Source organism: Rhizobium acaciae, assembly GCF_025941625.1.
GTDB lineage: Bacteria > Pseudomonadota > Alphaproteobacteria > Rhizobiales > Rhizobiaceae > Rhizobium > Rhizobium acaciae.
Genome location: NZ_JAPCZO010000007.1, coordinates 65709 through 86999 on the forward strand (window position 1 = coordinate 65709; position 21291 = coordinate 86999).

General features: G+C 61.3%; 21 protein-coding genes. 6 read left to right on the top strand and 15 right to left on the bottom strand.

Annotation, left to right across the window (positions count from 1 at the left end; genetic code table 11):
* Positions 1-110 precede the first annotated feature (110 nt).
* Positions 111-1061 (top strand): lytic transglycosylase domain-containing protein, encoded by a 951-nt coding sequence (locus tag OLZ32_RS12925; RefSeq protein ID WP_319641105.1) that lies wholly within the window; start codon positions 111-113, stop codon positions 1059-1061.
* A 92-nt stretch (positions 1062-1153) separates the two neighbouring features.
* Complete coding sequence (locus OLZ32_RS12930; RefSeq protein WP_264421223.1) at positions 1154-2110, top strand: NAD-dependent epimerase/dehydratase family protein; 957 nt, start codon at positions 1154-1156, stop codon at positions 2108-2110.
* Positions 2111-2197: 87 nt separating this feature from the next.
* On the opposite strand, the gene OLZ32_RS12935 is transcribed toward OLZ32_RS12930, so the two are convergent.
* The 6 genes from OLZ32_RS12935 to OLZ32_RS12960 form a co-directional block, all read right to left on the bottom strand.
* Positions 2198-3463, bottom strand: coding sequence for a glycerate kinase type-2 family protein (locus tag OLZ32_RS12935; protein WP_264421225.1), 1266 nt, complete (start codon positions 3461-3463; stop codon positions 2198-2200).
* 133 nt (positions 3464-3596) lie between these two features.
* Positions 3597-4994 (bottom strand): dipeptidase, encoded by a 1398-nt coding sequence (locus OLZ32_RS12940; protein WP_264421227.1) that lies wholly within the window; start codon positions 4992-4994, stop codon positions 3597-3599.
* 17 nt (positions 4995-5011) lie between these two features.
* Positions 5012-6070, bottom strand: a complete 1059-nt coding sequence (locus tag OLZ32_RS12945; RefSeq protein ID WP_130686334.1) for an ABC transporter ATP-binding protein — start codon at positions 6068-6070, stop codon at positions 5012-5014.
* Between the two features lie 7 nt (positions 6071-6077).
* Entirely contained in the window at positions 6078-6869 is a 792-nt protein-coding gene (locus tag OLZ32_RS12950; protein WP_018481231.1) for an ABC transporter permease, read from the bottom strand.
* The gene (locus OLZ32_RS12955) at positions 6866-7690 is read right to left on the bottom strand and encodes an ABC transporter permease (protein ID WP_130763463.1); all 825 of its coding nucleotides are present in this window, start codon (positions 7688-7690) and stop codon (positions 6866-6868) included. The genes OLZ32_RS12950 and OLZ32_RS12955 overlap by 4 nt, the downstream gene beginning before the upstream one ends.
* Before the next feature lie 115 nt (positions 7691-7805).
* A complete protein-coding gene (locus OLZ32_RS12960; protein ID WP_130672458.1) occupies positions 7806-8846 on the bottom strand; it encodes an ABC transporter substrate-binding protein in 1041 nt (346 codons plus the stop codon).
* Positions 8847-8919: 73 nt separating this feature from the next.
* On the opposite strand from OLZ32_RS12960, the gene OLZ32_RS12965 reads away from it, so the two are divergent.
* Both OLZ32_RS12965 and OLZ32_RS12970 read left to right on the top strand, forming a co-directional pair.
* Positions 8920-10941: an adenine deaminase gene (locus tag OLZ32_RS12965; RefSeq protein WP_264421235.1), complete on the top strand. Its 2022-nt coding sequence runs from the start codon at positions 8920-8922 to the stop codon at positions 10939-10941.
* Between the two features lie 109 nt (positions 10942-11050).
* A complete protein-coding gene (locus tag OLZ32_RS12970; RefSeq protein WP_264421238.1) occupies positions 11051-11350 on the top strand; it encodes a DUF6074 family protein in 300 nt (99 codons plus the stop codon).
* A gap of 40 nt (positions 11351-11390) precedes the next feature.
* Here OLZ32_RS12970 and OLZ32_RS12975 read toward each other — a convergent pair whose 3' ends face one another.
* The 9 genes from OLZ32_RS12975 to OLZ32_RS13015 form a co-directional block, all read right to left on the bottom strand.
* Positions 11391-11897 (bottom strand): hypothetical protein, encoded by a 507-nt coding sequence (locus OLZ32_RS12975; protein ID WP_264395693.1) that lies wholly within the window; start codon positions 11895-11897, stop codon positions 11391-11393.
* Complete coding sequence (locus OLZ32_RS12980; RefSeq protein WP_264395692.1) at positions 11894-12514, bottom strand: hypothetical protein; 621 nt, start codon at positions 12512-12514, stop codon at positions 11894-11896. Before OLZ32_RS12980 ends, OLZ32_RS12975 begins: the two co-directional genes overlap by 4 nt.
* Positions 12511-13128: a hypothetical protein gene (locus tag OLZ32_RS12985; RefSeq protein WP_003538916.1), complete on the bottom strand. Its 618-nt coding sequence runs from the start codon at positions 13126-13128 to the stop codon at positions 12511-12513. Before OLZ32_RS12985 ends, OLZ32_RS12980 begins: the two co-directional genes overlap by 4 nt.
* Positions 13125-13883: an ABC transporter ATP-binding protein gene (locus OLZ32_RS12990; protein WP_264395691.1), complete on the bottom strand. Its 759-nt coding sequence runs from the start codon at positions 13881-13883 to the stop codon at positions 13125-13127. The genes OLZ32_RS12985 and OLZ32_RS12990 overlap by 4 nt, the downstream gene beginning before the upstream one ends.
* On the bottom strand, positions 13880-14944 hold the full coding sequence (locus OLZ32_RS12995) for a FecCD family ABC transporter permease (RefSeq protein ID WP_264395690.1): 1065 nt from the start codon (positions 14942-14944) through the stop codon (positions 13880-13882). Before OLZ32_RS12995 ends, OLZ32_RS12990 begins: the two co-directional genes overlap by 4 nt.
* A 4-nt stretch (positions 14945-14948) precedes the next feature.
* Complete coding sequence (locus tag OLZ32_RS13000) at positions 14949-16082, bottom strand: ABC transporter substrate-binding protein (protein WP_264395689.1); 1134 nt, start codon at positions 16080-16082, stop codon at positions 14949-14951.
* Positions 16083-16136: 54 nt separating this feature from the next.
* Complete coding sequence (locus tag OLZ32_RS13005) at positions 16137-17228, bottom strand: extracellular catalytic domain type 1 short-chain-length polyhydroxyalkanoate depolymerase (RefSeq protein WP_264395688.1); 1092 nt, start codon at positions 17226-17228, stop codon at positions 16137-16139.
* Between the two features lie 208 nt (positions 17229-17436).
* Positions 17437-19554, bottom strand: coding sequence for a catalase (gene katE / locus OLZ32_RS13010; protein WP_264395687.1), 2118 nt, complete (start codon positions 19552-19554; stop codon positions 17437-17439).
* Between the two features lie 204 nt (positions 19555-19758).
* A complete protein-coding gene (locus OLZ32_RS13015) occupies positions 19759-20655 on the bottom strand; it encodes a hypothetical protein (RefSeq protein WP_264421240.1) in 897 nt (298 codons plus the stop codon).
* On the opposite strand from OLZ32_RS13015, the gene OLZ32_RS13020 reads away from it, so the two are divergent.
* Both OLZ32_RS13020 and OLZ32_RS13025 read left to right on the top strand, forming a co-directional pair.
* Positions 20552-20917 (top strand): hypothetical protein, encoded by a 366-nt coding sequence (locus tag OLZ32_RS13020; protein ID WP_264395820.1) that lies wholly within the window; start codon positions 20552-20554, stop codon positions 20915-20917. The genes OLZ32_RS13015 and OLZ32_RS13020 overlap by 104 nt on opposite strands.
* A gap of 74 nt (positions 20918-20991) precedes the next feature.
* Entirely contained in the window at positions 20992-21171 is a 180-nt protein-coding gene (locus OLZ32_RS13025; protein WP_003538930.1) for a hypothetical protein, read from the top strand.
* The last annotated feature ends 120 nt before the right edge of the window (positions 21172-21291 follow it).

A 21291-nucleotide genomic window follows, 5' to 3' on the forward strand; every position in this document is an offset into this window, starting at 1 on the left:
TTCCTTGCGCCAATTCGGGTGCAGATATGGAAATGGGGGAGGCGTCGCGCCTTGATCGATGGTATCTAGAATCGAGCGTCGAGATGGAAGTTCGAACCTGCTGAGATCCGATGATAGGCCGGAAACGTCAGTCCGACATGGGGAGGAGATCGGTGAAGGCCATGCTTTCGCTCGGTCTTCTGTTTTCCCAAGCGGACACGATAAAGGCCCAGCCGGAAGGAAGCGCCGGGCCTCCGGCCTGTTTGTATTCGGGGCCTTCGGCATCGGGTGAGACGCTTTGCATCCGCAAGGATAGTTTCAATCGAGACCTTTGCATTGCGATCGAGCATTTCGCCCACGCCAATCAATTGCCAGCGGATTATTTCGCCCGTCTCATCTGGCGGGAAAGCACCTTTCGCCCCGATGCAGTCAGCTTCAAGGGAGCCCAGGGGATCGCGCAGTTCATGCCCGGAACGGCGAAACTGCGCGGTCTCCAAGACAGCTACCAGGTGTTGGAAGCGCTGCGGAAATCGGCGCAGTATCTCGACGAATTGCGCAATCGTTTCGGCAATCTCGGCCTTGCCGCCGCCGCCTATAATGCCGGTGAAAACGGCCTTGCTACTTACCTTGCGTCAGGCAGATTACCTTACGAGACGCGCGGCTACGTCATGGCGATCACCGCGCATACAGTCGACGAATGGAAGGATAACCCACCGGAAGATGCGGCCGCCCCGCTCGACAAGGACAAGTCCTTCCTCGATGGTTGCGTGGCGCTTGCGGAGAGACGGACGTTGAAGGACACGCCCTGGCGTCAGGAGGGTGAATGGGCGCCCTGGGGCGTCCAGCTTGCGGCGAATGCGAATGTCGCGGTGGCCCGGCGCATGTTTCTCGATGCCGTGCAGGATCTGCCCGCGCCGCTGAATGCGGAGCAGCCGCTGATCTTGCGCCAGCGCGATCGCAGCTTTGGTTTTCGGCCGCGTTATGCTGCCCGCATCGGCCGGCAGACGCGCATGGAAGCCAACGACCTCTGCAACCAGGTCCGCAAACACGGCGGCACCTGTCTTGTTTTCAAGAATCGATAGCGGGCCTGGTCCAGCCCCTTGATCACGAAAAGTCTGCTTGCAGGATCACCTAAGCGCAGCATATTCAACACGGAAATGCCAAGGGAGGAACGATGATGCGGGTTTTGGTAATCGGAGCAACGGGCCATGTCGGAACCTATCTCGTTCCCCGTCTGGTGGAAGCCGGTCACGACGTCGTCACGGTCAGCCGCGGCACGGCAAAGCCCTATACGGCAAACCACGCCTGGGCTGCCGTCGATCAGCGTCAGATGGATCGGGCAGCCATGGAGCAGACGGGTGATTTCGGCCCGGCCGTGCGTGCAGTGAAAGCCGACATCGTCATCGACATGATCTGCTTCTCGCTGGAAAGTGCCGAGCATCTGGTGACGGCGCTGTCGGGGCATGTCGGTCACTTTCTGCATACCGGCACGATCTGGACGCATGGCCATTCGACGGTCGTACCGACGCTGGAGGAGACGCCGAAATTTCCCTTCGGCGACTATGGGACGCAGAAGGCGGCAATCGAAACCTATCTGCTGCAGCAGGCAAGGCTTCGCGGATTTCCGGCAACCATCATCCATCCCGGACACATTGTCGGTCCCGGCTGGACGCCGCTCAATCCGGCCGGCAATTTCAACCTGCAGGTCTTTTCAACCCTTGCCCGCGGAGAGACCCTGGCGCTGCCCCATTTCGGCCTGGAGACCATTCATCACGTCCATGCCGATGACGTGGCGGCGATGTTCATGGATGCGATCGCCAACTGGAATGCGTCGACCGGCGAAAGTTTCCACGCGGTTTCGGAGCAGGCATTGACCCTTCGCGGGTATGCCGAATCCATGTCTCGCTGGTTCGGGCACGAGCCGAAGCTCAGCTTCGCCCCATTCGACGCTTGGGCCGAAAGTCAGACGGCTGAGGATGCGAAGGCGACCTGGGAACATATTGCTCGCAGCCCGAATTGTTCGATCGCAAAAGCCGGACGCCTGCTCGGTTACACTCCGAGATACACGTCCCTGCAGGCGGTGCAGGAATCCGTGGGGTGGCTGGTCGGGCAGGGGCGGATCGAGACCTGATCCGCCAGCGCCGCGCGTAGCGGTCGGCTGCTCTTGTTTTACGCAATTCCGGACGGAAAACCGCTTCGCACTTTTCCTGAAATTGCTCTAACGGATCAGGATCGCCCTGAAATCGTTGACATTGGTTCCGGTCGGGCCGGTTTCGAAGAGATCGCCGGTGGCGGCAAAGCCCGAATAGCTGTCATTGCCGTCGAGCAGCCGGCGCGGATCGAGCCCGGCGGCGCGCAGGCGCCTCACCGTGCCGCCATCGGCAAAGGCACCGGCATTATCCTGCGAGCCGTCGATCCCGTCCGTATCGGCGGCGAGGACATGAATGCCCTCCTGTCCGTCGATCGCAAGCGCCATGGCGAGCGCGAATTCGCCGTTGCGTCCGCCCTTGCCCCCCCTGGCTCTCAGCGTCACCGTCGTCTCGCCGCCGGAAAGGATGACGACCGGCTTGGAAAACGGCCTGTTTCGGCCCAACACCTCGCGGGCGATCGCCGCATGCACCAGCGCCACGTCGCGCGATTCTCCCTCGATCGCATCGGAAAGGATCGCCGGCTCGATCCCCTGCGACTTCGCCAGGGCAGCAGCCGCCTCCAGCGAAACGCCGGCGGAGGCGATGATGTGATGCGCGTGCCGCAAAAACACCGGATCGTCCGGCCGCGGTGCATCGGCTTTCGGCGAGTTCAGATGGTCGAGTGCGGCCTGCGGCAGCTGCAATCCGTATTGTCTGATGATCTCGAGCGCATCCTGCCGTGTCGAACCATCAGGCACTGTCGGCCCGGAGGCGACATGGGCCGGGTTGTCGCCGGGAATGTCGGAGACGATCAGGCTGATGACCCTTGCTTTGGTCGCTGCCGCAAGTCTGCCGCCCTTGATGGTGGAGAGATGCTTGCGCACGACATTCATCGCCGAAATCGGCGCGCCCGAGGCAAGCAGCATTTCGTTGAGCGCAATCTCGTCTTCAAGGGTCAGCCCGTCCGGCGGGGCGGGCAGCAGCGCCGAGCCGCCGCCGCAGATCAGCGCGATCACCAGATCGTCTTCCGTCAGCCCGTTCACCGTCTCCGTCAGCCGCTTTGCGGCGGCAAGCCCGGCAGCATCGGGCACCGGATGGGCGGCCTCGAGGATCTCGATGCCGCGTGTCTCGCAGCCATAGCCGTAACGGGTGACCACCACACCTTCGAGCGGTCCGTCCCAGACGCTTTCGAGCGCCCGCGCCATCTGCGCCGCGCCCTTGCCGGCGCCGATCACCACGGTCCTTCCCTTCGGCCTTTCAGGCAGATGCGCCTTGATGCCGGTCAGCGGATCGGCGGCGCGAACCGCCGCGTCGAAAAGGCCTTTCAGGAAATCGCGGGGAGCGGTTATCGTCATCGGTGGTCTCTGCTGCCTCGGTATCGATGGTAATATGGGGCGCTTGCTGCACCATAGCCTACGGCATAATGCAGCAATTCAAAGTGTTACAGCGTCCTTTGCGGCTCTCGAAAAGCGGCGCGGTACACCCGCGTCAGTCGGCGAGGGCCGCCAGGATGCGAACCCAGGATCGTATGCCTTTATGGAAGCTGGAGAGATCGTATTTTTCGTTCGGGCTGTGAACGCGGTTGTCGAAGCGGGCGAAGCCGACCAGGAGAGCATCGCATCCGAGCCGGCGTTTGAATTCGCCGATGATGGGGATCGAGCCGCCCGTGCCGGCAAGGGCGGCTTCGCATTGCCATTCTGTCGAAAGCGCCTGAAGCGTCCTGGTGAGAAACGGACTGTCGATCGGCATCACGGTTGCCGGCGAAAGCCCGTAATCCTTGAAGCTGACCGAACAATCCCCTGGGATTCGCTCGCGCACGTGCCGCTGGAAGGCATCGCGGATCGCCTCGGGATCCTGTCCTTCCACTAGGCGAAACGAAATCTTGGCGCTTGCCTTCGCCGGAATGACCGTCTTGAAGCCTTCGCCTGTATAGCCGCCATTCATGCCATTGATCTCGCAGCTCGGCCGCGCCCAGATCTGTTCGAGGACGGAACGGCCTGCCTCGCCGGCCGGATCTCTCAGGCCGATGTCGCCGAGAAAGGCCTCCTCATCGAAGGGCAACCTTTTCCACCGCGCCTTGATGGCGTCGGGAAGCTCTTTCACGCCATCATAAAAACCCTCGACCGCGACGCCGCCATCGGCGCGCCGCAGGCTTGAAACGACGTCTGACAGCACCTGCAGCGGATTGCGCGCGGCATTGCCGAACATGCCGGAATGCAGGTCTTGATCGGCGCAGGTGACTTCGATTTCCGTGCTGAAGATACCGCGCAGCATCGTCGTGACGGCGGGCGTTTCGCGATCCCACATATCCGTGTCGCAGACGAAAACCGCATCGGCCTTCAACTCGTCTGCCGTGGCATCCAGAAAGGGCGCGAGGCTCGGGCTGCCGGCCTCTTCCTCGCCTTCGAACAGCACGCTCACCTGCACCGGCAGTTTTCCGGTGACGCTCTTCCAGGCGCGGCAGGCTTCGACGAAGGTCATCAGCTGTCCCTTGTCGTCGGACGCGCCGCGCGCCACGATCGCGGTGTCGCCGTTCGGCAAGGCTTCCATGCGCGGCTCGAACGGATCGCTCGTCCACAGCGCCAGCGGATCGACCGGTTGGACATCGTAATGGCCGTAAAACAGCAGATGCGGTCCGGATGCCGCCTTTTCATGGGCGACGACCATCGGATGGCCGGTCGTTTTGCGCACCGATGCTTCGAAGCCGATGGCAGCCAGATCCCGGCTCAGCCATTCGGCAGCAGTGCGGCAGTGATCGCGATAGGCCGGGTCGGTCGAGACGCTCGGAATGCGGATCAGCTCGAAAAGCCGCGCCAGGCTGCCATCGAGGCTTTGGTCCACATGGGCAAGAACGGCATCGATATCTTGGTCCGTGGCACTAGTCATCGTCTCTCCTCAGCGTTTCAATCTTCCGGATCGAGAATGCAGCATTGCTCTGCTACAGGCGTCAGCACGGCGGACGCCCCCGTTTCCAGCGGATCGGACAGCGCCCCATTGGCGGTGATCTCTCCCGCTGATGTCATGCATTTGTACTGATAGGCCCGGCCGAGATAGGTGCGCGTGCCGAGCACGGCCGCGATGCCATCACCGTCACGGCTGACGGCAAGTCCGTCTGCGCGGCAAGCCAGCACGAAGTCGTCCTTGATCGGCCCGAATGTTTCCTGCGACAGCTGCAGGCGGGCTCCACCGGTCGTCTCCGCCACCACAAGCGCGCCGTTGCGCTCAGCCACCTTCATACGGATCAGGTTCTCGAAGCCCACAAATCGGGCGACAAAGGCGTTGGCCGGCTGGCGATACAGCACCTCAGGCGCGTCGAGTTGCATGATGCGCCCCGCATTCATGATCGCCACCCTGTCGGAGATCGAGAATGCCTCTTCCTGGTCGTGGGTGACGTAAAGCGAGGTCGTGCCGTTGGCGCGCTGGAGCTGCCTGATCTCGACGCGCATGTCGATCCTGAGCTTTGCATCCAGGTTGGAAAGCGGCTCGTCGAACATCAGAAGCGGCGGCTCGATGACCAGGGCCCGGGCGAGAGCCACACGCTGTTTCTGGCCGCCTGACAGAGCCGACGGCAGGCGGTCGGCGAGGGCGGCAAGACCGACACGCTCCAGCATGGCCATCGTTTTTTTCGTCCGTTCCGGCAGGGGAATACGACGCTGCCTCAGGCCGAAGGCGACATTGTCCTGCACGCTCAGGTGAGGAAAAAGCGCGTAGTTCTGAAAGACCAGACCGATGTCGCGCGCATGTGCGGGAAGGCCGGTCAGGTCGCGCTCACCGAGCTTGATGCTACCGCTGCTCGGCTGCAGAAAACCGGCCACGAGGCGCAATGTCGTCGTCTTGCCGCAGCCGCTGGAGCCGAGCAAGGAGACCAGTTCTCCGGCCATGATTGAGATCGACAGGTCCTTGAGCACCTGCGTGCTGCCGTAATGGGCGGAGATGGAATCGATGGTGAGGGATACGGTCAAGAGCGTTCTACTTTGTCAGGAAGGTGAGGCCGAGCGTGGCCTCGACGACGGCCATGACGCCGACTGTCACGAACATCAGCAGTACCGATACCGACGCGATTGTCGGATCGAAGAACTGTTCCATATGCGCGAGGATCTGGATCGGCAGCGTCGAGATGCCCGGCCCGGTCAGGAAGACCGAAACCGACACGTCGTTGATCGAGGTGATGAAGGCGAGGATAAAGGCGGCAATGACCCCGGCGCGGATGTTCGGCAGGACCACGGTCAGGAAGGTTTTCAGCGGCGGGCAACCCAGGCTGATCGCCGCCTCCTCGACGGAAAAATCGAAGGCCGCCAGGCTGGCGCCGACGACACGCACCGAATAGGGCAGGATCAGCAGCGCATGGCCGACCAGCAGGCTGATGAAAATCGGCAGCCCGAGGCCGATGGTCACAGATTTCATCAGCGAGAATCCGAAGACGATTTCCGGCACCAGGATCGGCAGCACAAAAATGGTGGAAAGCCAGCGCGGCAATTCCACCCGATAGCGGTTGATCGCATAGGCCGCCGGGACGCCGATCAGCAGGGACAGCGCCGTGCCGAGAAAGGCGACCTGCAGGCTGGTGATCGCGGTCGTGCGGAAGGCCTCGATCTGGAAGATATTGACGAACCACCGCAATGTCAGACCCTGCGGCGGGAAGGTCAGATAGGTCGTGTCGCTGACGGCTGCACCGATGATGATGACCAGCGGTGCGAGCAGGAAGAAGAAAACGCAGGCCGCGAAGGCGGCGAGGATCGGGTGAATGCGCCTCTCCATCACACCGCCATCGGATTGAGCCGGCGTGCGATGCGGCTCATGATCAGGACGACGCCGAGCGTCAGCACCACCATGATGGCGGCGATCGTCGATGCACCGACCCAATCGAAAGTCACCATGGCGCGCTGGTAGAGGAAGGTCCCCATCATCATCTGTTTTTCTCCGCCGAGCAGTTGCGGTGTCGCATAGGAGGTGAAGCTGCCGGTGAAGACGAGGACCGCGCCGACGATGAGGCCGGGTGTCGCGAGCGGCAGGATCACCTGAAAGAATGTCATCAGCGGTTTCGCGCCGAGCGAGGCGGCGGCATCGATCAGATCGCGCGGGATGCCTTCGAGCACTCCCACGAGTGTCAGGATCATCAGGGGGACGAAGAGATAGACCATGGCAACGATCACCGAACCTTCGGTATAGAGCATCGAAAGCGGTTCACTGAGGATGCCGGTCGAGATCAGCATGGCGTTCAGAATGCCATTCTTTCCGAGAATGATCAGCCATGCGAAGGATCGGACGACGACACCTGTCAGCAGCGGAAAGACCGCTGCGATGATCATGATGCTCTTTGCGCGACCGGGCATCTGCGCGATCACATAGGCGGTGATGAAACCGACGGTCAGCGAAATCGCCGTCGTGACCAGGGCGACCTCCAGCGTCCGATAAAGAACCGCCCGGCGAAAGCCGCTGCTGAAGAATGTCACATAGGGCGCAAATATGCCCTTCGGCTCTGCAAACGTCGCCGCGATGGTAATGGCGACGGGAACGATGAGAAGCACAACGACGGCAATCGTCGCCGGCATCGTCAATCCCCATCTGGCAAAATGCTTCATCTCAAAACTCGTGGCATGTCCTGATATCAGGAGCGCCGCATCTCGGATTCGAATCTGCGGCGCTTCCATGTCTGGCAATCAACCGGCCTCAGATCAGGCCGGGATATCGCGCGGCTTACTGACCGAAGACTTCGTTCCAGCGGTCGATCCAATCGGCCTTGGCGGCATTCATCTTGGCATAGTCGATGCGGGTGAGGCCTGCCACCATATCCGGGCCATAGGTCCAGATCTTCGCCTGGTCCGGCGTCAGGCTAACCTTCGTCGAGATCGGCGCATCGACGCCTTGTTCGGCTTCAGCCTGTTGGACGTCCTTGGACAGAATGAAGTTGATGAACTGATGCGCGAGTTCGACATTTTCCGAACCCTTCGGGATGTTCACGGTGTTCAGCGTGGCGATATCGCCGTCCGTAAGCTTGGCCCATGTCATCGTTGGAACCGCCGCCTGCATCGATGCCAAGGTAAAGTCCTGGGCCAGCGCAACGCGCACTTCGCCTGTTGATATCAGGTTCACCAGCTCCGAGCCGGTATTGTAGTTCTTGACGACATTGGGCTTGAGTGCCTCGATTTCCGAGAAGGCCTTGTCGGTGTCTTCATAGGCATCTGCGCCACCATGCTTGCCGGCTTCCAGAACGACCAGCGGGCCGGCCGTAGTAGTGATTCCGGGCAAGGAGACGGAGCTTTTCAGATCGTCGCGCCACAGGTCACCCCAGGCGGTGATCGGCGGGTTGACCTTGGCGGAATCATAGACGATGCCGACGCGACCGATCGTATAGGCGGGGCCATATTTGCCCTGAGGCGCCTTGCCCAGCTCGTAGCTATCCGCGAGGTTGGGGATCTTCGACGCATCGACCTCCTGGAACAGTCCCTGTTCGATGCCGAGCTGCGAGAAGCTGTCGGTGAGATAGATGACGTCGACGCCCTTGCCATCGCGCAATTTTAGCTTGTTGAGCCGGTCGGCATTATTGCCGGTCTCGAACACGATCTCGCAGCCACAGATCTTCTTGAAGGGCGTGATGATGTTCGCATTCATCTTCTCGCCGTTATAGCCCCACCAGGAGATGGTCAGCGTCTTCGATTGCGCCTGTGCCGCAGCGGTGCCGCCGACGGCGGCAAGCAACGCAAGAGACAGGATTCGGGCAAAACGTCTGGCCTTCATGAGCAATGTCCTTCTGTGAAAAACGGCGTTGGCAATCGGGATGATACCCCCTGGATTTGAGGGATACTATTTTTTGATCGATCGGGTCGCAAGCTCAATAATTGAGCAAATACGCTCTTGTCCGAGGAATTTTCGAAGACCGGAGCATCGCTTTACACATCGGCGTGTGGTCTTTACGGTCCGGCGGTTCCAGCTTCTCACGGGCATTTCATTCATGGCCACTTCGCGTATTGCTCTTCTTCCCGATGATCTGCTGATCAACGCGTCCGACGAGGTTCTGACGCGCCAGGATCTGGTGCTGACGGCGCTCGGACGCCGGCCCGCCGACAGGTTGTTGCGAGTCGGCAGGTTACTCGATGTCCATTCGAGGACATGGCTCGACGATCAGGAGATCGTCATCAAGGGCCGCCGCATCGCCTATGTCGGCCCCGCCGGCAGTTACGCAGGCGAGGTGCGCGAGCGATTCTCCGAGCCGGCTCTTGCGGCCGTGCCGGGCTTCGGCGAGGCACACAAACATATCGAAAGCTCCCATCTGACGCCAGAATGGGAGGCGGCTTTGGTGATGCCGCATGGGGTGACCTGGACATGCGAGGCAAGCCACGAATTTTCCAACGTCAACGGCGCCCGCAATCTGGAATTCTGGCTGGAAGCGCGCCGGCGCGGATCGCCGATGAAAATCTTTCCTCTGCCTGGCTCTGCCGTCCCGCCGACCGCCTATGAATGGGGTGGCGGCTGGTTCGGCTATGAGGAACAGAAGGCCTTCCTTTCCGAAAGCCTGATGGTCGCCGGGCTCGACGAGGTCATGGACTGGCCGTCCATATCCGATCCCGGCAATCCTTCCTACGATCGGCTGTGGGGCATGATCGGCGCGACCTTCGAGCAGCGCGGCGTGGTCGAAGGCCATGGTGCCGGACTGCGCGACATGGCCTCGATCAATGCCTTTGCCGCAGCGGGTCTCGCCTCCGATCACGAAGGCTGGTTTCTCGATGAAATCTGGCAGAAACTCCTCCACGGCCTTTTCATCGAGCTCAGGCCGCATTCCCTGCCGGAGGTCATCCGCGGCTTGATCGACAAGGGGCTGACGGACTGGTCGCAGATCGCTCTGGTGACCGACGACCGTAGTGCCTCGGACACGCTGAAAATCGGTGCGACCGACCACAATGTCCGGCTCGCCATTGAAAACGGCCTTGCGCCGGAGATCGCCATCCAGTGCGTCACCCTCAATCCGGCGCGCCATATGCGGCTGACGCCTTGGGTCGGATCGATCGCGCCGGGTCGTTTCGCCGATATCGTTCTTCTCAGCGACGTCGCCAGCCTGTCGATCGAAAAGGTATGGGCAGACGGGCGTCCTGTGTCCGAGGGCGCGACATTCATTGGCGTCCGCCCTGAAATCGACTGGCCGCAATGGGCGACGCGCACCGTGAAAATAGACAGGACGGTCACAGCTGACGATTTCCGCATCGAGGCGCCGCCGAACCGGACCACGGTCAACGCAGCACTTTTGCGGCCGTTTCACTGGCACGATGATTTCATCACCATGGAGTTGCCGGTGGAGGATGGCGCCGTGCAGCGGGATTCCGCGCGCAATGTCACCAAGTTCTCGATTGTCGACCGGTTCTCCGGCGAGGCCAAGGTCTCCAGGATGTTCTGGCTCGGCACCGGACCGCGCACGCCGGAGACGGCGCTCGCCTCGACGCTCGGGCACGACAAGCACAATATCTGGACGGTCGGCTCATCCGACGAGGCGATGGCGATATCAGTCAATGCCTTGAGCGAGCAGCAGGGAGGCTGGGTGCTGGTCTCCGGCGGCAAGATTCTCGCCCGCGTCCGCTACGAGGTCGGCGGCCTGATGACGGCGCGTTCGGCCGAAGCGCTCGATGCGGAGATGCAGGCCCTTTATGCGGCCGGTGCCGGGATCGACTGGATGTACGAGCCCACCTTCTCGCCCCGCTGGTGGCCGGGCTTTCCCGAACGCCTGTCATTTGCGACGCTGACCTGTTCGCCCTGGCGCTGGGTCCTGGTTGCGCCGTCGGAGCTGGCGCCGGAGGGGTTCGTCAACGTGCTCACCGGCAAAACCCATCCGATCGTCTGGTGACATTGCGGCCCACCAAAATTCCACCTGATTGATCTTCTTACGACAGCAAATAGAAAGCATTAACCATAGTCCCGTAGACAACGAACAGGATCAAAGGAACCTGTGTTCGATGGCTACTGAAATGACCCGCCGGCCTGTCGGCGCCAATGAAGGCAAGATTATTGCCTTTCCCGCTGGAACCGGAACTGCCAATATTGAGCGCTGCGCGCGTGAACTCGGCCGGCGGCATGGCGCAGATGCGATAGAATTCTGGAAGGCCGAATGCCGCAGGCTTGCCGATCAGCTTCTGGCGGCCGGGATGCCGGAGAGCGATGTCGGTCAGCGGGTGCTGCAGTTTCAGCAAGATGTCCAGAGCGAACTGGTCTTCAGCCACCAAAACGGACCACTGCCCAAGTCTCAAAACCGATAATGGCGATCTTCGGGAGGTCTGCCGAATCTGAGTGGTCGTCCTATCCCTCTTCGTAAACCGCCTCCGGCGGCAACGCCAGCAGGCGGTCCGCCATCTCCTGCTTTAGCCAGGCGAGACGCTCCTCTTCCTGGGGTGTCCGGTCGGGCTTGCGGCCGAGCATGATGAATTCCTCGCGGACATGACCGTCGCACAGTTGCAGGGTGACGGTGCGGCCGCGATAGCTGAGCTCGAAGACGTAGCGGGCGAGGATATCGCCGCGCTCCGGTCGATCGAGCGAGGGGTCGACGCTGTAGCGTCCTTCCGTCAATGCGCGTGTCACCATTTCGAAGGCATCGCGCCCGCCCGGACCGCGAAAGGCCGTGCGGATCGAGATTTCGCGGCGCTCCGGCGGTCCGTCGGTGCTGAGCAGCGGAAAGGCGCGCTCCATCACCTTGAAGGCATGGGCGACGCCGCCAGGGAAACCATAGCCGTGATAATGCGTGATGTCGGTGAAGCCGTAGGCAAGCGGCTTGCCGTCTTCGAGCACTTCGATCTTTGTTTCGTTCATTCCGATTTTCCCTTGTCCAGTTCCTTGCGCATCCACGGAAGGAAACCATCCAGGAAGCGCGTCGTTGCCGGCATAAAATGCGATCCGTGGTGGAAGCAGGGGTCGAGGCTGGTGATCACCATGCGCCCGGCCGTCGTGACCTCGTCCACATAGAGGATCGGCTTACCTTCCTTGTTCACTGCCAGAACCTCGACGCCCTCTGGTGGAGCGAACCAGCCATGAAGGTGCCAGGTCAGATCGTCCTGCCTAAGATGTTCGAACAGCGAATGGCCGGGTGCTGCGATCCTGACGCCGAGATCGGCGCCTTCGGTCAGCCACCACCACCAGTTTGTCGGTTGCGGCGTGAAATGGATCGCCGGCAGAAACGCTTCCCATGCCGTCTCGCCGGTCGCAACGATCGTGCCGCCCTGGTCGAGATAGGCGCGCAGTTGCGCCGCATGCGGCTCCATCCGGTCCGCCGGCGTCCGGCAGGGAATGAACAACACCTGATGTTCGCTGAGTTCGGTCGAGGGCAGCTCCTCCGGGCGCACCAGCCTGTCGAAATGATGCCGGTAGCGCGGCGCTTCCAGCGTCTCGATGTGGTAGTAGGCGCCGGGATGGATCGCGAGCACGCTCATCGGTTCATCTCCCCCGCCAGCCAGGCGACAACACGGCCGGCCAGTTGCTTTTTGATGTCGGGATCGTCTCCGCAACCCCAGAACTCGTTCCCGGCATGCGACAATATTTCTCCGCCCTCCGGCCGCGCCCAGATCCAGTCGACGGGGACCTCAGCCGGTCCCAACGTATTGATCGCAACGGCGCCTGATGGCATCGGATTGTGTCCGCGGCCGTAGAAACCCGCGACGCCGCGGTTCGTTTCCAGCATCCTCTGGTCGATGCCGGTAAAAACAGGATGATCGAATTGCCTGACCTGTACGAAGTCGGCTCTTTTCGGCTGCGGCATCGGGATATAGGTGCCGAGTTCCGGCAGGATCGGCCGAAGCATGTGGCCGCTGAAGATCCACCGGCCGCCTCGGTCGAGGAAGGACGCCATCGCCGGCGCGTATCTGAGGAAGCCGACCTGATCGAGATGGGTCGTGGTGATGAGGCCGCTTGCGGCGGCGAAATGCGCCTCGGTCAGCTCCATCTCGCGCACGGTGATCAGCTTGCCCTGCGCGGTCGCCTCGGCGAAAGCCGGCGGGCTCATGCTGAAAGGGTCTTGATAATGCGACTGGATCAGAAGGATGCTCATGCGGCGCGAATTCCTGCAAAGGCCGGCAGAACCGCCTGATGCCCGTCGCCTGTCGGGCCGATAAGCTCGACCACCCGCATCGGGACACCGTAAAGCCGTTCGAGATGTTCCGGCGTGATCGTCTCTGCGACCGGACCGAACAGCGATTGACCATCCGGCATCATCAGCAGCGCATCGTCGGCGGCGGCAAGCGCATGGTTCGGATCATGCGTCGTGAAGGCGATTGCCTTGTCGCGCGGTTCACGCAGGCTTTGGAGCAGGTTCAGCAGCCGCTCCTGGTTGCGAAGGTCGAGTGCCGCCGCCGGCTCGTCGAGGACGATCGCCTCCGACCCGGTGGCGAGCGCTCGCGCCAGAAGCACGAGCTGCCGTTCGCCGCCGGACAGCCGGTCGAAGAAATGATCGGCAAAGCGCGCCGCTCCCGCCCGCTCAAGCGCGGCATGGGCAATTTCGAAATCGGAAGGTCCCGGTTGCCCGAACAGGCCGAGATGCGCTGCCCGCCCCATGACGGCGACATCGATGGCGCGGTAGCGCTGGTTGCTGCTTCCGGTCTGCGGGACATAGCCGACGATGGCAGGCGCGACGCGGCTGCCTTCGTCCAGGCGCTGGAAGCCGAGCATGGCTTTCAGCGTCGTCGTCTTGCCCCGTCCGTTGGGGCCGAGAATGGCGAGCGACCGCCCGACGGGAACCGAGAAACTCAGGCGGTCGAGGATGGTGCGTGCCCCGAACCTGACGACCGCATCTGTCAATCCGATCATGATCCGGTCCTTTCACGATAGTGATGGCGCAGGAGTGCCGCAAAGATCGGCGCGCCGACAAGGGCGGTGATGACGCCGAGCGGGATTTCCGCGGCCGTCGCCGTGCGGGCGAGGGTGTCGATGCAGACCATGAAGCCTGCGCCGAGCACGGCTGCTGCCGGCAGCAGCGCGCGGTGATCATGGCCGACCAGCAGACGGGCGGCGTGGGGAATAACGATGCCGATCCAGCCGATGATGCCCGAAACCGCGACCTGGCTGCCGACGATGACGGCGATGAGGCAGAAGACCAGCCATCTCTCGCGTATCGTATTGGCGCCGAGGCTGCGGGCCTCGGCTTCGTCGAGCGACAGGATGTTGAGCCGGAAGCGGAGCATCCACAGGAAGCAGCTTCCGAGGATGAGGCCTGGTGCTGCCACCAGCGTGCGCTCCCAGGTGGCCGTCGCAAAGGATCCCATCAGCCAGTAGACGATGGCGGGAAGGGATGTGTTGGGATCGGCGATGAATTGTAGCAGAGAGACTACTGCCGAGAACATCGAGCTGATGACCAGCCCCGACAGGATCACGGTGACCGTTTCCGACCGGCCGTTGATGCGCGAGAGCAGCCCCACCAGGATGACGGCCACCATGCCGCAGAGGAACACCATGGCGATCAACGGAAATCCCCAGATGCCGAGCATGATCGCCAGCGCGCCGCCGAAGGCCGCCCCCTGGGAAATGCCCAGTATGTCTGGCGAAACCAGCGGATTTCGAAACACGCCCTGAAGGCCGGCGCCCGAAATGGCAAGCCCGGCGCCGGCAAGTGCCGCAAGCACGACGCGCGGCGCACGCACCAGCAGCACGATGCGCTCGTCGATCCCGGCAAGCTCCCGCGAGGGGTCGCTGATCCCCTGCCAGATCAGTTCGAGCGCGCGTCCAGCCGGCACCGAGAACCGCCCGACGCAGAGACTGACGGTGAAGGCGACCACCAGCAGCGCCAGCAGCAAGGCAAAGACCAGCGCCTGCCTGGCGAGGTGAATGCGGTGGACGGCAGGCGCCGTCTCCTCCTGCGTTATCGTCGCCATGACGTCACTTCGCCTCGAACTGCGCGTAGTCGGCGGCGGCGCCCTGTTCCTTCAGCCAAAGGATATTGTCGATATCGCTATCGGCCAGGTCGTAGTTGTAAAGGGTCTTGTAGGCCGTCTTCATTTCCGTCCGCAGGTCGTATTTGAAGATCTCGGGATGGAGCAGGTTGGCCGTCCACATCCAGGACAACGGCGATTCCTGGCTCGGCGGATCCCAGCGATAGCCGCCGAGCGGCATCTTGTAGACCCGCTTGGATTTGGCGGCATTGGTGAGAGACAGGATCGGATCGTTATAGACCCAGTCGATATCAAGCTTTGCCTCGAATGCATTGAGGAAGATGACGTCGGGGTTCCACGCGGCGATCTGCTCCTTGTTCACCGAGACCGTGCCGTTGAGTTCGGCCGAGGCGTTCCTGCCGCCCGCAAGCTGGATGGACCAGGCATTGTAATTGCCCTTCGTGCCGGAGGCGCTGATATCGGAGAGCGCACGGCCGAGGTAGAGAACATTCGGCTTCTTTTCGTCGGGGATAGCAGTCGCCTTGGCTTCGATATCCTTCTGGACGCGGTCGCGCCACTCCACCAGTTCACCGATCCGCTCCGGCTTGCCGATCGCCTTCGCAGCCATGGTCATATAATCGCGGGTCAGCTCTTCCGTGCCGTAAAGGATCAGCATCGCGGTGAGGCCGGCATTGGTGATGGGCGCGACGATATCGGCGCCGCGATCACCCCACTGAATGACGAGATCGGGATTGGCGGCGGTGAGCGCCTCGACGTTCGGCACGAAATTCGGCGCGGTTACATCAGACGGAATATCCTTCGCCTCGGGGAAGATCTTTCCGATAATCCCTTCGACCACGGCGCTCTTTGCCGTCGGGTTCATGCCAATGAGCTTCCGGGTGCTGCCATCCAGCGCGATGACGGTAGAAGCCATTGGGATGACGATCGAGACCACACGTTCGGCAGCCTTTGCCAGCCGCACCTCGCGGTTCCCCTGATCCTTGAAGACGATCTCTTCGGCAAAAGCTGCCGGTGCAAACAGCACGGCGGCAAGTGCAGCCGCCATGCGGCGGCGCGAAGCAGTTGTGATAAAAAGCGAAAGCGGAACCATGGTGTCTCCCCGTATGACGATGAGCGCCATTCCTATTCCGCGTATTTATTCTTGTCTACAAATCTCCACTTTAATTAGATATGACTATCGCATTAGCCCGGCGGACCGGAGGGCATCTTCAATGATTTTCTGAATGCCGCCCCGGTCGCTGCCCGCGCCGAATGGGCCTGCGGCGTTTTCCGGTTGCGCAGCCGAGGGTTTCGCGTTGCGCCGTTTTTCAAATGAGGGGACCAGACCCCAGGACCTGGCAATTTCGACCGTCGAGGAAATTCCGACGTCAAGCATGAAGGGGCCGCTTGCTCCGTAGCCGGTGCCGACATCGAGCGGCGTGCCGTGATCCATCCCGGCAATCGTATAGAGTTCGATCACGTCGACACCGTGAGCATCGGTCCAGATCTTTCGCTGATGTTGTCCGATATCTTCGACGCGCCCCGGCGATATGTCGACGCCATGGATATTTCTCCATTGCTCCACGATTGCATTCGCATTGGATGACACGACGGTTCTGTCTGCGGTTCCCTGCCAAAGTGATAATGTCGGCCACGGGCCTTTGTGCCCTGAAGCCTTTCTCAATCGCAGTTCAAGCTCTTTGGCAGTCGGGCTGCCGTGACCGCGCATCCGATCGAACGCCTCGGGAATGGTCGCGGCACTTGCATATGGCAGGCCTGCGATGATCGCGCCGCCCGAAAAAACGTCCGGATAGGTGGCGAGCATGGCAGCGGCCATGGCGCCGCCCGCCGAAAGCCCGGTCACGAACACGCGCCTGCCGTCGATACCGTGTTCCGCAGCGACCTTTGCGATCATCTGGCGAATGGAAAAAACCTCGCCGTGATCCCGGTTTATGTCCTCCGGGTTAAACCAATTGAAACAGAGGTTCGGATTGTTTGCCCTTCGCTGCTCGGGAAACAGCAGCGCGAAGCCATAGTCCTCGGCCAATCGCGACCACCCGGACCCGATATCATACCCGGCGGCGGTCTGGGTGCAGCCGTGCAGGACGACGACCAGGGCCGTGTTTTTCCCGCGTTTCGACGGCAGATAGGTGTAGCCCCCCAAGGCGCCCGGGTTAGAGCCAAACGTCTCCAAGGCGACGAGGTCGGGATTGTCCTGCGTGGGTTGGGCGCGAAGGGTTCCTCGCAGCGCAGCAAGGCGTGCGAGAGTGTCCGACATAGATCTCATGAAAGTCTCCGCCAATCAGCAGCCGGGATGGCGGTGATGCTGAACTAAACGCGTCAGTCTACGAAAAGGTTGCTGCAGTGCACAATGATTTATTTTTTGGAGTGGCCGCGTTTCTGAGCACGCTGGGGCGCCGCGAATGACATAAAACCCGCGTTTCCACGGGTTTTATGGTACGACAGGCCGTTCCCGGATAGCGGCGATAAGACGGTCAATTCAATTTGACTGATGGCTCCCGGCCCCAGACACGCAGTTTGCCAAGCGCCTTGATAAAAGCCGTGACATCCTTCGCCGCTCCGAGCGCAATCACGCCCTCATCCAGTGAATCGGCAATTCCGGCCTTCTGCATCAGCGGCAGCGCTGTTTCCACATAGCCGATGAACTTGCAGTGTACGAAGGCGTCCGCCACGAAATCGCGGGCCGTTGCCTCCTTCAGCAGGTCGCCGGTTCCCTCGGCCGAGAGGAGGAGGGCGACGGCGTCGTAAAGCACCGAAGGTCCGCCGTCGATCATCTGATGCGCCTCGATCCAGTTGCCGTCCGAGAGCGTCACGCCGCCGATCTTTGGTGCGATCACTTCGAACGCTGCTTTCTGCTCGGTGATCTCGGCAAGCAGCGCCTTGAAGATAGCGGCATCGGCGCCATCGCTGACAAGAATGCCGAGCTTACGTCCTTCGAACCGCTTTGGACCGCGCTCTATGATGCTGAGCGCCGGCGACGGCTCGAGATCCTGTCGCGTCGGCATGGCGGCATCGGCAGGCTTCGGCATCGATTTGAAGCCGAGTGCGTGGCCGACCTTACTGGCCAGCGTCTCATCGATGTTCAAGAGATGCGAGACCATACGCTCACGAATGACCGGCGTTTCGACCTTGCTCAGTTCGAAGATCAGCGCTGCGGCGATATGGCGTTGTTCCGGTGGAGTCTGGCTGATGTAGAACTGTCGGGCCTGGCTGTAATGATCGGCAAAGCTTTCCGGCCGCAGCCGAACCTTGGGACCCTGCTCCTCGGCCGGGAAGTGCCGGTAGCCTTGAACCGGGGATTCCCGCGGCCCCTGATTCCAGGAGTTCGGCTGGTAATTGACGCGTCCGACGGGATTGCGCATCGCCATGTGGCCATCCTGCTGAAAATTGTGGAAGGGACACTTCGGCGCGTTGATCGGCAGATGCGTGAAATTCGGACCGCCCAAACGTTTCAGCTGCGTGTCGAGATAGGAGAAATTCCGCCCCTGCAGCAGTGGATCGTTGCTGAAGTCGATGCCGGGGGGAACGTTCTGCGTCATGAAGGCGACCTGCTCGGTCTCGGCAAAAAAGTTGTCGGGCATTCGGTCGAGCACAAGACGGCCGATCGGTTTGACCGGAAGGATCTCCTCGGGGATGATCTTCGTCGGATCGAGGATGTCGAAGTCGAAAGTGTCGGCGAAGTCCTGATCGAAAAGTTGCACGCAGAGTTCCCATTCCGGAAAGTTTCCCGACTGGATCGCCTGCCAGAGGTCGCGGCGATGGAAATCCGGATCGGCCCCATTGATCTTGACTGCCTCGTTCCAGGCGACGGACTGCAGGCCGAGCTTCGGTTTCCAGTGGAATTTGACGAAGGTCGATTCATCTGCCGCGTTGACGAAGCGGAAGGTGTGAACGCCGAAACCCTCCATGAAGCGGAACGAACGTGGAATGGCGCGGTCAGACATCACCCACATGATCATGTGCATGCTTTCGGGCGTGAGAGTGATGAAATCCCAGAAATTGTCATGCGCCGACTGCGCTTGCGGGAATTCCTTGTCGGGTTCCGGCTTTACGGAATGGATGAGGTCGGGAAATTTGATCGCGTCCTGAATGAAGAAAACCGGGATATTGTTGCCGACCAGGTCCCAATTCCCCTGCTGGGTGTAGATCTTCACGGCGAAACCGCGCACGTCGCGCGCCAGATCGAAGGAACCCTTGCTGCCGGCAACGGTCGAAAACCGCACGAAGGCCGGCGTCTTTTCGCCGGGCCGCTGGAAAAGATCGGCCCGCGTATAGGCTGCCAGGGATTCGTATGTTTCGAAGTAGCCATGGGCGCCGTAACCGCGTGCATGCACGACCCGCTCGGGAATGCGCTCGTGGTCGAAATGAAAGATTTTCTCGCGGAAATGGAAGTCATCGACGAGGGCGGGGCCGCGGGCGCCGAGACGAAGCGTGTTTTGATCGTCGGAAACGGGGCCACCTTGCGCTGTGGTCAGCACCGGCATCCCGTCTTCGGCAAACTGATGAAGCTCACCGCCTGCACCCCGGTGCAGTTTCTGATCATGGATCGTTACGTTGTCCGAGGGCGAGGTTTTGGACGTCTTCTTGGCCATCTACATTCTCCGGAAAGGGTTTACCTAACCGAAGCTCAACGACGGCCACATGTTCCGCTTGATGCGAAATAAACCGCCACTGAGAAAAAGGCCTGGGGCGGACGATGATCCAACCACAGCAGAGCCGGGGATGGCTCCACATAAATGGGGCGCGGGGCCTTTCGACCCAGCGCCCCGGTTTCCGTTGATCCTGAGCCTCGGGCCTTAGATCCGGGGCGTGACGAGGAGGTCTTCCTCTTCGTCGCGTTGCGACCCGCCAAACGCTGCTGCGGCGGCAGCGATGAAAGCCCCGATCAGAAGTGACAACGCGCCGAGCAATGCCGTGGTGGAGGCAGCCTTGCGTGCCTCATCGGCGGCTTTCTGGGCTGCGACCTTGGCGTCGTCGATGCGCTTCAGCACAGTGTCGACGCGCGTGCGTGCATCGGCCTCGGAAAGACCGGTGCGAGCAGAGACGATGGTGGCAAGATAGGCCTTGTCATCATCCGGGATCTGGCCGGCGGCAGCACCGTTGAGAAGGATGCGGGAGACTTCTGCTGTTGCTGCGGTATCATCGGATGTTGCTCCTGTGCGGGCCTGTTCAGGACGCAGCAAAGCGTCGGTAAAATAGGCGGTGGGCAGATCCGCGGCCGATGCCGTCGATGATGCCGCCGTACCTGCGGCGGCGGCCGCCGAACCCACGGCTTGTGCGCCGGCACCGGCAAGCGAGGTCAGCGACGAGGCTAGAAAGCCGGCAACGAAGATCGTCGCCAGCGCCCAGCTGATGAAGCCATGCGCGGTGTCACGGAAGAACACTTCGTCGGTGTGGACGGCCGCCCACTTCGTGCGCAGCCGGCCGGTGATATAGCCACCGAGCCCGGAGGAGAGCCATTGGACGACAACGAGCCAGATCGCCGCCGTCACCCCGACCGTGCCGAGCGAGCTGCTTTGCCCCGACCAGGGCGACACCATCGTCAACCCAACCCCGGATCCAAGCAGCAAAAGAATGAGGGTCACTCCGATGGCAGCAGCAGCGCCTCCGAAGATAGGCCCCCATGTCATGGCGGATTTGGAGGATTCGACCGGAGTAGCAATCTCTCCGGAACCTGTCATTGAAACCGACATGATCTGTCCCTATCGCATAAACAGAGCAAGAAGGATGATGATCGGCAGTGGAACACCAAGCAGCCAAAGCAGAATACCGCGACCCATGAAAGACCTCCTGTCAGAAACTGACGTTACGTGGTTGATGCCACTCAACTTTGAACCACGGTCTTTGTTCCCGGCCGGCTTGGTCGTCGACGCTCTTCATGCGGAGCTGATCGAGATTGATAAGAATCTTGTGCGTTCGGAGCTGACGTCCGGCGAAGAGAGCGCCATATCTTGAGGGACAAGGTGATCTTGGCAGGAGAGAGCAGAAGCTCTCGTCACTCGGTCACGGCCCAAACTGGAGAGGCATCGATGAACAAATTTCGGGCATTTGTAGCAGCCGGAGCAATCAGTCTTGCCGCCATGACTTCGGCCTGCTCGACGCCGCCGAATTCATATGGCTCGGCGTCAGGATATCAGCCGGGAGATTCGATGAACCCGGCCTGCGCCGATGGCTTCCGCCCCCGCGAGGGCCGTTCATGTAGTTATTAAAAGGTCGGCTCTTGTCTGGAAAACCGGGCAGCTTGGGGGAGGTGTTAGGCAGGCGCCAGTAGGGTCGCGAGGGCCGCGCGAGAACCACCTGCGCCTACACCAGCAGCGAGCCGGCCCGTT